Genomic DNA, 11925 nt, shown 5'->3' on the forward strand with positions numbered 1-11925 from the left:
TCCGAGCGCACCCAGCACGTGCGTGGCGTCCGGCAGACCGGGCACAGGCCGCCGCGCTGCCGGTGCTCGTCGAGGGTCCGCCACCAGCCGGCGATCTGCTCGTCGGTCGGGCCGGTGCCGGTCACCGGAGCCGACCGGCGATGCCGGCGGCCATCAGCACCAGGACGACGACGGCGATCACCCAGCCGGGCCAGCGGGCGGGGGCGGCCGTCGGCGGCGGCTGGGGGATGCGATCCCCGTCCGGGGTGGGCGGCCGACCGCCCGGCACCGACCGGGCCAGGTGCGGCGGGCCGTCGTGGGGGCGCTCGTCCACGGGATACCTCCAGCCGGTGGTGCGGCGAGGGAGGGCCGGGCGGGGACGGCACGGGGACACCGACCCCGCCCGGACCAGATGCCACACGATCCGTGCCAACGAAACCGGGCGACCGCTCGAACGTAGGACTCCAAGTGCTCCTAGTCAACCCAGGACACACACAGTGTCACCGCTGGTGGCAGGCTCGATGGTGCCAACGAGACCGGAGCCACTATGCCCAGAACACCCGTCTACCGGGAGATCATCAACGACATCCGCACGGCGATCGAGACCGGACAGCTCAAGCCCGGCGACCGCCTCCCCACCATCGCGGCCCTGTGCGAGCAGTACCAGGCCAGCAACACGCCCGTGAAGACGGCGATGCGGCTCCTTGAGGAGATGGGCCTGATCGAGACGTGGCAGGGCAAGGGGATGTACGTCCGCCAGCGAACAGGCAGCGGCCAGAACATCACCTGATCACCGGTTAACCGGCGAACCGGTGGTCCGGTCGGCTGTCCCTACCGTCCGCCTGGTGAGCCTCGACCCGCACTCCGGCGTGCCGCTGCACCGCCAGCTGGCCGCTGCCCTGCGGGCCCGGATCGCGGCCGGGGAATGGCCGGCGGGTGGGCTGCTGCCAGCGCAGGCCCGGATCGGGTACGACTACGGGGTGGGCAAGGCAACGGTCCAGGCGGCGGTCGCCGCGCTGCGCGCCGAGGGCGTGATCGACGTCGAACGCGGGGTCGGTATCCGCGTACGCGTTCAGGCCGAGCGGGAGATCGTCTCGGTGCCACGCGGCGCACTGATCGACGCCCGGATGCCCACTCCGGCGGAGCGTCGCGACCTGGACATCCCGGAGGGGGTGCCGGTGCAGGTGGTCACGCTGGGCGGGCGGGTGCGCGGCGTGTACCCGGCGGACCGGGTGACGTTGCGATCCCGGTAGCGCTCCCATGATTGGCGATCTTGGGACGAGTGTCCGACCCGCCCCGTCTGGTCACGATGGGCGCATCGTGCCGTCGCGGATCTGACATATCTGCGCCCGACATGCGTGATGTGCCCGGAACGCCATAGGTAATTGCCTATGCGCAACTACGGGCCGCCCGCTGTCCCCACACGCCCCGTGCATGGCCTCTGGTCGCTGACCCCCCGGACAGCAGATACGTCCCACCTGCGAGCGCGTGATCTCGTACAGTGGTTCGATCCCAGCCAGTCGACCTGCATCGATCCCCCAACGCGGTCCCAGTCACCGGATCAGCGCTAGGAGGTGACCGCCCCGCCGCCTACCGGGAGGCCGGACCCTCGACCGACCTCCGATCACCTCTCGCCGTCCCATCGATCGGAGCTGACATGCACCGTCTCGGCACCACCGCCGTCACCGCCACCATCACCCTGGCCGTACTGCTGCTCGCCTCGATGACCATTTACGCCGTCATCACCCCGACCGTGACCCCCGAGCTGATCGCGATGGCCACCCTGGGCATCGCGCTGCTCCAGATCGGCCTCCTGTCCCGTGGCCACGTCGCCGGCGTGCGGGAGACCGTCGACCGGCTCGCGGCCGTGCTCGACAACCGGGACCGCTGACCACTCTGTCCCCAAAGTGTCCCCACACAGCGAGCAACGGCCCTCCGGATGATCTCCGGGGGGCCGTTCTGGCTGCTCAACGTGGGTGGGGCGGGCGGGGTTCGAACCCGCGACCGAGGGATTATGAGCCGGTCGGCGAACCCCAGCGTGAGCTGCGGTGATAGGGATTGTCCGGTTTCACGTTGTGCGTTCCGTGACCTTAGAGGACTCCAAATACCCTGCAAAGCTTGATCCGTGTCCCCATGGGGACAATGATCTGTCCCCGTGGCGAGCATCGAACGACGAGGGGACTCCTGGCGGGTCGTCTGGCGGAACAGCGGCGTGAAGCAGTACACCACCTGGCCCGCTGAGGAGTACGCCAACGAGGCCAAGGCGATCGTCGAAGGCCACCGGGGACGCATCACCGCCGACCGTGTCTACACCGACATGGGCGTAGACACGGGGGATGCCGATTCCCCCGAAGACGATTCTCCGAAGCTGCGGGAATGGTGCGAGGAATGGCTGCCATCGAAAACACGAATATCGCCCGGAACGCGGGAGAGATACGAGCAGCAGCTCCGCGACAGAATATACCCGGCTTTCGGTGACACTCCCCTGTCGCAGCTCACGCCCGTCGCCATCGGCACCTGGCTGAACGAGCTGCGCGGAACGATGAGCCAGAAGACAGTGACGCGCTACTACTCGCTGCTGCACACCGCACTGACCGCCGCCGTCCGCCACGGGCATATCAGCGTGAATCCCTGCCACGGCACGGACTTCGTCCGGGACCAGCGGGCCGACGACGACACCGGCGAGCACCACGCCGTCTACCTCACACCCCGCGACTTCGAACTCCTTCGAGCGCAGTTCCCGAAGCGGTGGCATCCGCTGCTGGACTGCATCGTCGAGACGGGCATGCGGTGGTCGGAGGTGACCGCGCTGTCCGCGAAGCACCTGGTGCCCGCGACGGCCAGCTCGGGGCCGCGGGTGCAGGTCTGGCGGGCATGGAAGGAAGCCGGCGGGAAACGGTATCTCGGCACCACCAAGGGCCGCGCCAAGCGGGTACTCCCGATCGGCGCCGACCTGCACGTCACGCTGGCCAAGCTCGTCGACGGGCAGCCGGACGACGTCCTCGTCTTCCGCGACGACGAGGGCCAGGCGCTGAACTACGACCGGATGTACGACCGGGTGTGGAAGCCTGCCCTGCTGCGTGCTCGCCTCTGCGCGCTACATCCCCCGACGGGCGAGGGTGAGCGCCTGGAGGGAGCGCGGGGCCGCTGTCGGGACTACGGCGGGACCACCTGGGCGGGTGAGCCGTGCGGCGCCCGCGTGGTCGACAACACCACCCGGTGCAGCGCGCACTACGGCCCCCGGGTCGGTGCGGTGTCGGACTGCGGCTGCCCAGACGTACTGCACTCTGCACCGTCCTGGCACGACCTGAGGCACACGTACGCCGCCTGGCTCTTCAGCGACCCTCGGATGACTCCTCTGGCGATCAGTCGTCTACTCGGGCATCAGCAGCTCGCGACGACGAGCGAGATCTACGGGGACCTGATGCCGCATGCGATCGACGCTGCGGTGGACGCGGTTGCAGATGCACGACGGGCAGGCCGTCAGTCCTGACGGCGGCGGTTGGCCTGGTCGAAGATGTCGAGCAGTTCCAGCATCGCCTTCTTCTGCTGGTCTGTGTAGATCCGGTCCCGCAGGATCGCCTCTCGGGCGCTGAGCTGGGGGCTCTGGTTCTCGCCGCCTGGTGATGGCGGGGCGGGCGTGCGGCCGGCGAGGCGGTGCGCCTCGGTCAGGTCGATTTCGAGGGCCTCGGCGAGGGCGTTGACGACCCGGGCGGTGGGGGGTCGCTTGCCGACCTGGAGGCGATCGACCGTCGTGCGGGCTACGCCGGTTCGGCTGCGTAGCTCGTCTTCCGTCCACCCTCGGGCGTCCAGCTCGGTGCGCACGCGCCACCAAAAGTCGTACGCGACACCCCGTTCAGGCCCCTGAGTCACGTGCATGTTGTAGCACGGGAGAACGATCCGGACATAGCCCCGCCCCGCCTGTCGCAGGTCAGGCGGCATCACCATGTCCACCGTTGTAGCGTCTTGCATCGTATGCGTTCGTCGTCTAGCGTCTGTTAACGCACGGATACGCTACGACTCGATGCAAGGTGGTTGCTGGTGGCGGAGCAGACGGATCGCTTCCTGACTGTCCAGGAGGTCGCGGACATCCTCCGGGTCTCCCGGTGGTCTGTCGGCCGGTACATCGAGGCCGGCGCGCTGGAGGCGATCAAGGGCGACGGGCCGAACGGATCGGTTCGCGTCTCTCTCCGCAGCCTCAACGCCTACATCGAGGCCCACACCGTCACCGCGAAGGAGACGCGATGACCCACGCGCCCCCAGCCCTGCCCCGGCTGCACCTGCTAGAGGAGGTCGCGCAGCAGTACCGGCTGTCGCTGATCGGCCTCCAGCGGCGGGCACGAGCGAAGAGCTTCACCCACATCAAGATCGGCAAGAAGCGGTACCTGACCGACGAGCAGGTTCTGAGCCTGCTCCAGGGAGCCACGGTCAAGAGCGCCACGACGAGCCGGCGAGAGCAGGACCTGGCCGCGACCGCCGAGCGGCGCGGTCGCCGGCACCGCCGCCCCGCCGCCTGACACGGACGAGCCCCCGGCCGCTGGCACGGCGCGAGGGCTCCACCAGGACATCAACCCATCAGCAAGGAGTCCCGATGCAGCCTCAGACCCTACCCGACACGACCACCCCGCCGGCCGAGCCGGAGCACTACACCGTCACCTTCGACACGCTCGCGTCCGAGCTGGCCCCGCTGACGGTCGCCGCCCCCTGCTCGGTGCAGGACCTGGCGGAGGCCATCCGCGAGCACGTCGAGGCCGCCGGCTACTACTACATCCGCGTGGACGTCGACCTGCCGTCCGGGCGGGCGACGATCAACGACGACGGCGACGGCGAGTTCGGCGGGGCGGACATCACCGGCCCCGGCGTCGGCCAGCCGGACTACTGGGTGTCGCTCGCCGCCGACGTGCACGCCGCCGCCGACCGGATCGCCACCCTCGCCGGCACCAGTCGCCAGCCGGCCCGGGTCGTGCTGGACATCACGGTCACGCGCACCGACAACACCGACCTCACCGCCGTCGCCCTGGGCGAACGCCTCGCCGAGGCCTTCGCGGGCGGCCGGCTGACCGCCGAAACCGTGAACCTCACCTCGGGGAGCCGGGTCCACCAGGTGCGGACCAGGATCGGCACGCTGCGGGTGGAGGCCGACACGTACCTGCCGGGCGAGCCCGGCGAGCTGGAGCGGCTCCGCGCGGAGAACGCCGAACTGCTCGCCCGGCTCGGTGTCGCGAAGACCGAGACCGTCGACCCCAACCGCTGCCCCGTCTGCCGGCACGAGGCCGAGCACCTGATCGGCGCGGGCTGCGTGGCCCGGCCGAGCGGACGGGTCTGCGGCTGTGGGAACCTGCCCGGGGGTGCCCGGTGACCGCCCCGGACCCGACCCCGCAGCCGGACCTGCCCCCGGTGCCGCCGCTGGGCCCGATCCCCGGCACGTCGGGCCGGCCCGGCCCGGACGTCGCACCGGCCCCGGTGTGGCCGGCCGCCGCCTCGACGGCCACCCCGACCACCCCGACCACCCCGACCCCGGCGACCCCGTTCGCCCTCGTCGACGCCTTCCCGATCGCCACCGACCCGGCGCTGGACGGGTACGCCCCGCCCACCCTGGCCGACCTGGGCCTGACGGGCGACCTGGTCGCGATGGTGCTCAGCCTCCGCGACCAGGCCGCCACCGCGCAGGCCCGCATCGCCGAGCTGATCGCCGGCATGACGGCGCAGGAGCGGGCGGACCTGGCGCAGTACGACCGGCCCACGCACCTGCGGGCGGTGGCGTGATGTCCAGCCTCGACCGCCTCGACGCGGGCATGCACACCGCCCGGGTGTCCGCCGCCGAGCAGGACCGCATCCACCGGGAGCAGCGGGAAGCCGACGCCCGCCGCTACCTGCTGGACCGGGGCCTGGACGACATCGCCGAGATCCTCGGCCTGACCGAGCCGGCCGTGCCCGTCAAGCGGGGGCGGTCCCGGGTCGGCGGCAGCAGGCGGGCCGCCTGATGGCCGACGACCTGCGCACCTTCGCCGCCCTCGCCGGAATCGTCGCCGTCTGCCTGGCCCTCTGGGCGCTGGTCTACCTGGTGGCCGACGTGGTGTGGACCTTCCTCCTCTTCCTGATGGGAGCAGCAGCATGACCGACCTGACGCCCCGCGACATCGCCCAGCTCGACCAGGCCGCCGTGGACGCCCTGTCCGACGTCGACGCCCTCGCCGCCGATCCGGAAACCACCCGCCGGCTCGCCGAGCGCGGTGAGGCCGTCTACGGCTTCGAGCTGACCCGCGACCTTCAGGCCAGCCTGGCCAGCGACTGGTCACTGGCCAGCTGGGCCGCGTTCGCCACCATCCGACTGGCCCAGGCCCGCGCCGAAGTGGAGCGGCTCCGCGCCCAGCAGCCCCCCGCCACCCCGGCCGTCGTCGGCGACATCGACCTGGCCGGCTGGTGCGCGAAGGCCGCCGCCGACTACCACGACTTCGAGCAGCACGAGATGGCCATGTACCCGGACGACGACAGCCGCGACCGGGCGCTCGTCGAGTGGGTCGTCCGGGTCCTCGGCAACCCGGCGCAGGAGGCGTCCCGCGACGTGCTCGCGGTCCTCGCCACCCGGCACCACGACGAGGTGGTCTCGGCCGGCACCGTCGACTGGCTCAAGGGCCGGGTCGCGGAGCTGGCCGCCGAGCGCGACCGACTCCGCGAACAGGCATTCGCCCAGAAGCCCGTCATCGCCGCCGTCGAGGCGTGGGCCGAGCTGGTGGAGGCCGACAGCAGCGCCCCCGCTCACGCCTCGGCGCTCGCCACCCTGCACCAGGCGGTGGAGCAGTACCGGCTGATGGATCTCGCCCTCACCAACGCCCGTGCCGAGGCGGCGGACCGGTGAGCCGGCATTGGCCCGACCCGAGCGGCGCACGTGACGCCGCCGGCCGCCGGCAGATCGCCGCGCCGGTCGGCCCCGACTACCGGCTCAGCCCCGCCGCGCAGCAACTCGTCACCCGCACGGCCGACCCGGTCCACGCCGGGCCCGCCGACGCCACCGGGCTGCTCCGGGTCCGCGACATCACCACCACCGGCGCATGGACCACCCCGCCGGCAGCCGCCGACACCGCCGTCATCCCGGTCGTGTCGACCCCGCCGCCCCCGCCGTGGAACCCCGCCGCCGACACCACCCGCACCGACGAGCACCAGGAGATCAGCAAGTGACCGCCCTGCGTACCCGCCAGCCCACCGGCCGCGTCCCGTGGCCCCTGATCCTCATCGAGGGCCAGGAGAAGAGCGGCAAGAGCTGGGCCTGCGCCGAACTGTCCGCCAGCCCCCGCGTCGGCCAGACCTACTGGATCGACCTCGGGGAAGGCTCCGCCGACGAGTACGGCGCGGTGCCCGGCGCCCGCTACCTCATCGTCGAACACGACGGCAGCTTCGGACAGATCCTGGCCGCCGTCGAAGCGATCAAGGCCGAGGCGCAGCGCGCCGCCACCGCCGGCGAGCCGCCGGTGGTGCTGGTCATCGACTCGATGACCGCCGAGTGGGACCTGCTCAAGTCCATCGCGGACGCCGAGGCCCGCCGCCGCCTGGCCAAGAAGGGCAAGCGGCTCGGCCCCGATGAGGAGCCGAAGATCTCGATGGACCTGTGGAACGACATCAACTCTCGGCACCGCCGGCTGATGACCCACCTGATGACGTTCCCCGGGATCGCGGTCATCACGGGCCGCGGCAAGGAGGTGGCCGCACTCGACAGCGGCGGCCGGCCCATCGAGGGCTCCAAGGAGTACAAGGTCGAGGGCCAGAAGAACCTCGCCTTCGACGCCACGGTGTGGGTCCGGGTGTCCCGGGATCACCCGCCGCTGGTGGTGGGCGCCCGGTCGGTGCACGCCGGTATCCAGCCGGGCGTCGACCGGCCCCGCCCGGCCCCCGGCCTGACGCTGGAGAAGGTCGTCTTCGAGATCCTGCGGTGCGACCCGTCCGGGGCGCACGTGCGGGACCTGGTGCAGCCGCAGGTGGTCGCTGAGGACCTTGGTCAGGACGAGCCGGCCCGCCCGGTGTCGTCTCCGCCGGCCAACCGGCCCACCTCCGGCGCACCCCGCGGATACGCCGTCGGCGAACTCCCGGCGCCCGACGCTATCGGGCCGGCCGCCACCGGCATCCTCGACGACCTCGCCCAGGCGTTCGACGAGACCGCGCTGCGCCGGGTGTGGAAGGCGGCCGGCGAGGCGACCTCGGAGCAGCGGGTCAGCCTCGCCGAGTCGGACTACATCCGGGACCGGTGGGCCGTCCGCAAGGAGCAGCTCTTCCCGTCCGCCCCGGCCACCCCGGCGCAGCACAAGCACATCCACGCCCTGTGCCGTGACGCCGGCCTCGACGACCGGGACACCCGACTGCTGTTCCTCAGCGAGGTCGCCGGGTGGGAGATCGACACCCAGAACCGGCTCAGCGTCGACCAGGCGAAGGCCGCGATCGAGCGGCTCAAGAAGGCCGTGGAGCAGTCCAACCCGCCCGCCGACCAGGAAGGCCAGGCCGCCTGATGAGCCACAAGCCCACCGACGAGCAGGCCGCCGCCGTGGATGCGTTCGTCGCCCGGAAGTCCCTGGTCCTGGTCGCGGTCGCCGGGGCCGGCAAGACCAGCACCCTGCGCATGGCCGCCGAGGCCGCGCCCGACCGGCGGTGCGTCTACGTCGCCTACAACAAGGCCCTCGCCGAGGAGGCGAAGACCTCCATGCCCGGCAACGTCAAGGCCAGCACCGCTCACTCCCTGGCGTACCGGGACGTCGGCCACCGCTTCAAGCACCGCCTCGACGCGCCCCGCATGACGACCCGCCAGGCCATGGAGATCATGTACGCGGGCGGCTCGATCCCGGCCACCCGTGTGCTCAACACCCCGGTCGACCTCGGCGGGGTGGTGCTCCGGCCGAACGCCCTCACGCGGACCGCGCTGGACACGGTCAACCGCTTCTGTGAGAGCGCCGACCCGGAGATCACCGGCCGCCACGTGCCCCGCGTCGAGGGCGTCACCGGCCACGCCCGCAAGGCCCTCGTCGAGGTGATCCTCCCGATCGCCAACCTGGCCTGGGCCGACCTACGCCACCCGTCCGGGAAGCTCCGCCACGTCCCCGACCACTACCTGAAGGTGTGGGCGCTCGGCGCACCGTACATTCCGGCCGACTGCATCCTGTTCGACGAGGCTCAGGACGCCAACCCGGTCCTGGCGCAGGTGCTGACCGGGCAGCGCGGCGCGCAGCTGGTCGCGGTCGGCGACCCCTGCCAGCAGTTGTACGCCTGGCGCGGGTCGATCGACGCCTTGGCGACCTGGCCGGCCGACGTCCGGCTGACCCTGTCGCAGTCGTTCCGCTTCGGCCAGCGCATCGCCGACCGGGCCAACCGGTGGCTGGCGCTGCTCAACGCCGAAACCCGGGTCGTCGGTGCCCCGTGGATCGACTCGACCGTCGGGCCGATCGACCAGCCCGACGCGGTGCTGTGCCGGACGAACGCCGGCGCCATGCGGGAGACGATGGACTTCCTCGCGGCCGGCCATCGGGTGCACCTGACCGGCGGCGGCGGTGAGATCCGCCGCCTGGCCGAGGCGGCCGACCGGCTGTTCCACGGCGAGCCGACGGATCACCCGGAGCTGGCCGCGTTCTCGTCGTGGGACGAGGTGCTCCAGTACGTGGCCGAGGATGACGGCGGGGACCTGGCCCCGGCCGTGAAGCTGATCGAGGAGTACGGCCCCGACAAGATCACGGCCACTGTCGACCAGCTCACCCGGCGGGCCGACGACGCCGAGGTGGTCATCTCCACCGGGCACAAGAGCAAGGGCCTCCAGTGGCCCCGGGTGCGCATCGCGGACGACTTCCGCGAGCCCATCCCGGTGCCGTATCCGACGGCGACGTCGCCCCGGAAAGCCCTGGTGCTCCGCAAGGGCGAGCTGATGCTCGGGTACGTCGCGGCGACCCGGGCCCAGGAGCGGCTCGACGACGAGGACGTGTCGTGGGTGGACCGGGTCCACTCGCACGGGGTGCCGGTCGTCGTGGTCGGGGAGGCGCGGGAGGAGCAGGAGCCGGCTCCGCTGGTGGTGAAGCACCACCCGCCGTCGGCGATCATGCCGGACCCGCCGGACCCGCTCGCCGATCTGGTCAGAAATCTAGATACCGCCGAGACGATGCCGACCGTGGACACCACCCCGGACGAGCCGGACCGCGCACGGGCGGCCGAGCACCGCGCCTGCTGCTGGCTGTGCACCCCGTCCCTGCGCGACTCGTGGCCGGCCCCGGTCCCGGCGGGGGCACCCCGTGTCTGAGCAGCACACCCCGGGGGCCGGTACGCCGGCCCCCGGGGGCCACCCGGCCCTCACCGCCGCCGCCGACCAGCACCTGGCCGAACTGCGGGACCTGGTGCAGCTCGTCCGCGACCACCGGGACGCCCACGACTGCCCGCCGGCCGCCGCGCCGTGCGCGGGGCCGTGGGCTGTTGAGCAGATCGCCGCGATGCGCTGTCACCACCGTCTGGGCCTGCTCGCGCTGGCCCTGGCGGAGCTGGAGGCCCTCGGCTACGGGCGGCCGACCGCCGACGACGCGCACTGGCCGGCCGACCCGGACGGGGGCGCGTGATGGGCGGCCAGCCGGACCACATCGGGTACTGCGACGACCACGGTAAGCGCCTGTTCTCCAGCCGCAAGCAGGCCAAGCCGGAGATCCGCCGACTGCACAACGTGGCGGGGATGCGCGAGTACCGCTGCGACCTGGTCGCCGGGCACTGGCACATCGGGCACCTGCCGCCGGTGGTCCGGGAGGGTCGCAAGACGGCGACCGAGGTGTACGGGGGTGGCCGCTGATGGCCCGCCGCACCCGCCGGACGACCGTCCGGCCGCACCCGTACACCGCCTCCGCCACGATCCCCGCCGATCAGCTCGGCCGCCGGCCGTGCATCTGCGGCCGAGCCAAGGGCAACTCGGTCCACACCCGGGCCGTGTCTGCCGAGGTCGACGCCGCCCAGGCCGAGCACCTCCGCCGCATCGGGGATGAGCTGTGACCGGCCGGTGGATCGGGGCGAGCATCCTGCTCGGCCGGCCCGTGCCCGTTGACGGCCCGTACCCGCACGTCTGCGGGTCGGTGCTGGTCGGGCTGATGACGGGCCGGCCGGTGCGGATCGGTCACCGCGACTGCGCGGCCTGCGCCACGATCGCCGCCGCAGCCGACGCCCGGATCGAGGGCGACCGGTGACCGGCCTGTGCGCCACCCGCCCCGCCGACTGGTGGGACCTCGGCGACGACGGCAACCGCCTCGCCCTCGCCATCTGCCGCGCCTGTCCCGCCCTGGCCACCTGCGCGGCCGACACGACGGCACGGGAGGCCGGTGTCATCCGCGCCGGCATCGCCTACCTGGAGCGGGGTGGCATCGCCCCGATCTGCCAGTGCGGCTACCCCGACGACAAGCGGGCGGACTCGCGCCGCACCACCGTCCTGTGCCGCCGGTGTCACGTCCCGCAGGTGCGGGCGTGGCGGCAGGACCGGCGCCGCTACTGGGCCGAGTACTACCGCCGCCACCAGGCGCGGCGAGCCACGACCACCAACCCCACAACCGAGGAGATTCGAGCCGCATGACCACCACGACCGCCTATCGGAAGCTGACCCAGGACGAGTTGATGGCCGAGGCCCGCGAGCGGTTCGGCCCCGACCCGATGCGGTGGGCGTTCCGCTGCCCGAGCTGCGGGGACGTCGCCAGCCTCCAGGACTTCAAGGATGCCGGTGGTTCGCCGGGGCTGGCCGGGCAGCAGTGCATCGGCCGGGAGCTGGCCAGGCTCACCGGGGAGGCGGTGACGAAGCCGATGCCGTCGAGCACCAGGGGCTGCGGCTGGGTGGCCTACGGGCTGATCTCCGGCCCGTGGGAGGTCGTCGTGCCGGCCGAGGACGGCAAGCCGGAGCGCTCGATCTGGGGCTTCCCTCTCGCCGAGGCGACGCCGGTCCCTGCCGCCTGACCGC

22 protein-coding genes are annotated in these 11925 nt (G+C 72.3%); 20 read left to right on the top strand and 2 right to left on the bottom strand.

Annotation, left to right across the window (positions count from 1 at the left end):
- Nucleotides 1-121 precede the first annotated feature (121 nt).
- Nucleotides 122-313 (bottom strand): hypothetical protein, encoded by a 192-nt coding sequence (locus tag ACOJUF_RS21555; protein WP_420123862.1) that lies wholly within the window; start codon nucleotides 311-313, stop codon nucleotides 122-124.
- A 213-nt stretch (nucleotides 314-526) separates the two neighbouring features.
- Here ACOJUF_RS21555 and ACOJUF_RS21560 point away from each other — a divergent pair, with 213 nt between their 5' ends.
- The 4 genes from ACOJUF_RS21560 to ACOJUF_RS21575 all read left to right on the top strand — a co-directional run bounded on the left by ACOJUF_RS21560 (nucleotide 527) and on the right by ACOJUF_RS21575 (nucleotide 3472).
- Complete coding sequence (locus ACOJUF_RS21560; RefSeq protein ID WP_420123863.1) at nucleotides 527-769, top strand: winged helix-turn-helix domain-containing protein; 243 nt, start codon at nucleotides 527-529, stop codon at nucleotides 767-769.
- 55 nt (nucleotides 770-824) lie between these two features.
- A complete protein-coding gene (locus ACOJUF_RS21565) occupies nucleotides 825-1232 on the top strand; it encodes a GntR family transcriptional regulator (RefSeq protein ID WP_420123864.1) in 408 nt (135 codons plus the stop codon).
- A 404-nt stretch (nucleotides 1233-1636) separates the two neighbouring features.
- Nucleotides 1637-1870: a hypothetical protein gene (locus tag ACOJUF_RS21570; protein WP_420123865.1), complete on the top strand. Its 234-nt coding sequence runs from the start codon at nucleotides 1637-1639 to the stop codon at nucleotides 1868-1870.
- A gap of 321 nt (nucleotides 1871-2191) precedes the next feature.
- A complete protein-coding gene (locus tag ACOJUF_RS21575) occupies nucleotides 2192-3472 on the top strand; it encodes a site-specific integrase (RefSeq protein WP_420123866.1) in 1281 nt (426 codons plus the stop codon).
- On the opposite strand, the gene ACOJUF_RS21580 is transcribed toward ACOJUF_RS21575, so the two are convergent.
- The gene (locus ACOJUF_RS21580) at nucleotides 3463-3927 is read right to left on the bottom strand and encodes a helix-turn-helix domain-containing protein (RefSeq protein WP_420123883.1); all 465 of its coding nucleotides are present in this window, start codon (nucleotides 3925-3927) and stop codon (nucleotides 3463-3465) included. The genes ACOJUF_RS21575 and ACOJUF_RS21580 overlap by 10 nt on opposite strands.
- A gap of 93 nt (nucleotides 3928-4020) precedes the next feature.
- Here ACOJUF_RS21580 and ACOJUF_RS21585 point away from each other — a divergent pair, with 93 nt between their 5' ends.
- The 16 genes from ACOJUF_RS21585 (at nucleotide 4021) to ACOJUF_RS21660 (ending at nucleotide 11921) form a co-directional block, all read left to right on the top strand.
- On the top strand, nucleotides 4021-4227 hold the full coding sequence (locus tag ACOJUF_RS21585) for a helix-turn-helix domain-containing protein (RefSeq protein ID WP_420123867.1): 207 nt from the start codon (nucleotides 4021-4023) through the stop codon (nucleotides 4225-4227).
- Complete coding sequence (locus ACOJUF_RS21590) at nucleotides 4224-4496, top strand: hypothetical protein (RefSeq protein WP_420123868.1); 273 nt, start codon at nucleotides 4224-4226, stop codon at nucleotides 4494-4496. Before ACOJUF_RS21585 ends, ACOJUF_RS21590 begins: the two co-directional genes overlap by 4 nt.
- A 74-nt stretch (nucleotides 4497-4570) precedes the next feature.
- A complete protein-coding gene (locus tag ACOJUF_RS21595; RefSeq protein WP_420123869.1) occupies nucleotides 4571-5338 on the top strand; it encodes a hypothetical protein in 768 nt (255 codons plus the stop codon).
- On the top strand, nucleotides 5335-5745 hold the full coding sequence (locus ACOJUF_RS21600; RefSeq protein WP_420123870.1) for a hypothetical protein: 411 nt from the start codon (nucleotides 5335-5337) through the stop codon (nucleotides 5743-5745). The genes ACOJUF_RS21595 and ACOJUF_RS21600 overlap by 4 nt, the downstream gene beginning before the upstream one ends.
- Complete coding sequence (locus tag ACOJUF_RS21605) at nucleotides 5745-5963, top strand: hypothetical protein (RefSeq protein WP_420123871.1); 219 nt, start codon at nucleotides 5745-5747, stop codon at nucleotides 5961-5963. The genes ACOJUF_RS21600 and ACOJUF_RS21605 overlap by 1 nt, the downstream gene beginning before the upstream one ends.
- Nucleotides 5963-6097 (top strand): hypothetical protein, encoded by a 135-nt coding sequence (locus ACOJUF_RS21610; RefSeq protein ID WP_420123872.1) that lies wholly within the window; start codon nucleotides 5963-5965, stop codon nucleotides 6095-6097. The genes ACOJUF_RS21605 and ACOJUF_RS21610 overlap by 1 nt, the downstream gene beginning before the upstream one ends.
- Nucleotides 6094-6837 carry a hypothetical protein gene (locus tag ACOJUF_RS21615; protein WP_420123873.1) on the top strand — a complete coding sequence of 248 codons (744 nt, stop codon included), beginning with the start codon at nucleotides 6094-6096 and terminating at the stop codon, nucleotides 6835-6837. Before ACOJUF_RS21610 ends, ACOJUF_RS21615 begins: the two co-directional genes overlap by 4 nt.
- Nucleotides 6834-7157 (top strand): hypothetical protein, encoded by a 324-nt coding sequence (locus ACOJUF_RS21620; protein WP_420123874.1) that lies wholly within the window; start codon nucleotides 6834-6836, stop codon nucleotides 7155-7157. The genes ACOJUF_RS21615 and ACOJUF_RS21620 overlap by 4 nt, the downstream gene beginning before the upstream one ends.
- Nucleotides 7154-8476: a hypothetical protein gene (locus tag ACOJUF_RS21625; protein ID WP_420123875.1), complete on the top strand. Its 1323-nt coding sequence runs from the start codon at nucleotides 7154-7156 to the stop codon at nucleotides 8474-8476. Before ACOJUF_RS21620 ends, ACOJUF_RS21625 begins: the two co-directional genes overlap by 4 nt.
- On the top strand, nucleotides 8476-10245 hold the full coding sequence (locus ACOJUF_RS21630) for an AAA family ATPase (RefSeq protein WP_420123876.1): 1770 nt from the start codon (nucleotides 8476-8478) through the stop codon (nucleotides 10243-10245). The genes ACOJUF_RS21625 and ACOJUF_RS21630 overlap by 1 nt, the downstream gene beginning before the upstream one ends.
- Entirely contained in the window at nucleotides 10238-10555 is a 318-nt protein-coding gene (locus ACOJUF_RS21635; RefSeq protein ID WP_420123877.1) for a hypothetical protein, read from the top strand. The genes ACOJUF_RS21630 and ACOJUF_RS21635 overlap by 8 nt, the downstream gene beginning before the upstream one ends.
- Nucleotides 10555-10779, top strand: a complete 225-nt coding sequence (locus ACOJUF_RS21640) for a hypothetical protein (RefSeq protein WP_420123878.1) — start codon at nucleotides 10555-10557, stop codon at nucleotides 10777-10779. The genes ACOJUF_RS21635 and ACOJUF_RS21640 overlap by 1 nt, the downstream gene beginning before the upstream one ends.
- Nucleotides 10779-10976, top strand: a complete 198-nt coding sequence (locus ACOJUF_RS21645) for a hypothetical protein (protein WP_420123879.1) — start codon at nucleotides 10779-10781, stop codon at nucleotides 10974-10976. Before ACOJUF_RS21640 ends, ACOJUF_RS21645 begins: the two co-directional genes overlap by 1 nt.
- Nucleotides 10973-11167, top strand: coding sequence for a hypothetical protein (locus tag ACOJUF_RS21650; RefSeq protein WP_420123880.1), 195 nt, complete (start codon nucleotides 10973-10975; stop codon nucleotides 11165-11167). Before ACOJUF_RS21645 ends, ACOJUF_RS21650 begins: the two co-directional genes overlap by 4 nt.
- Nucleotides 11164-11547: a hypothetical protein gene (locus ACOJUF_RS21655; protein ID WP_420123881.1), complete on the top strand. Its 384-nt coding sequence runs from the start codon at nucleotides 11164-11166 to the stop codon at nucleotides 11545-11547. Before ACOJUF_RS21650 ends, ACOJUF_RS21655 begins: the two co-directional genes overlap by 4 nt.
- A complete protein-coding gene (locus tag ACOJUF_RS21660; protein WP_420123882.1) occupies nucleotides 11544-11921 on the top strand; it encodes a VVA0879 family protein in 378 nt (125 codons plus the stop codon). The genes ACOJUF_RS21655 and ACOJUF_RS21660 overlap by 4 nt, the downstream gene beginning before the upstream one ends.
- Nucleotides 11922-11925 lie beyond the last annotated feature (4 nt).

The organism is Nakamurella sp., from assembly GCF_048594475.1.
Lineage (GTDB): Bacteria > Actinomycetota > Actinomycetes > Mycobacteriales > Nakamurellaceae > Nakamurella.

Bases quoted from the DNA above. Each gene is read 5' to 3' on its own strand.
- ACOJUF_RS21605 (WP_420123871.1), top strand. From the start codon at position 5,745: ATGTCCAGCCTCGACCGCCTCGACGCGGGCATGCACACCGCCCGGGTG.
- ACOJUF_RS21590 (WP_420123868.1), top strand. From the start codon at position 4,224: ATGACCCACGCGCCCCCAGCCCTGCCCCGGCTGCACCTGCTAGAGGAG.
- ACOJUF_RS21610 (WP_420123872.1), top strand. From the start codon at position 5,963: ATGGCCGACGACCTGCGCACCTTCGCCGCCCTCGCCGGAATCGTCGCC.
- ACOJUF_RS21640 (WP_420123878.1), top strand. From the start codon at position 10,555: ATGGGCGGCCAGCCGGACCACATCGGGTACTGCGACGACCACGGTAAG.
- ACOJUF_RS21645 (WP_420123879.1), top strand. From the start codon at position 10,779: ATGGCCCGCCGCACCCGCCGGACGACCGTCCGGCCGCACCCGTACACC.
- ACOJUF_RS21660 (WP_420123882.1), top strand. From the start codon at position 11,544: ATGACCACCACGACCGCCTATCGGAAGCTGACCCAGGACGAGTTGATG.
- ACOJUF_RS21595 (WP_420123869.1), top strand. From the start codon at position 4,571: ATGCAGCCTCAGACCCTACCCGACACGACCACCCCGCCGGCCGAGCCG.
- ACOJUF_RS21580 (WP_420123883.1), bottom strand. From the start codon at position 3,927: ATGGTGATGCCGCCTGACCTGCGACAGGCGGGGCGGGGCTATGTCCGG.
- ACOJUF_RS21630 (WP_420123876.1), top strand. From the start codon at position 8,476: ATGAGCCACAAGCCCACCGACGAGCAGGCCGCCGCCGTGGATGCGTTC.
- ACOJUF_RS21615 (WP_420123873.1), top strand. From the start codon at position 6,094: ATGACCGACCTGACGCCCCGCGACATCGCCCAGCTCGACCAGGCCGCC.
- ACOJUF_RS21570 (WP_420123865.1), top strand. From the start codon at position 1,637: ATGCACCGTCTCGGCACCACCGCCGTCACCGCCACCATCACCCTGGCC.
- ACOJUF_RS21560 (WP_420123863.1), top strand. From the start codon at position 527: ATGCCCAGAACACCCGTCTACCGGGAGATCATCAACGACATCCGCACG.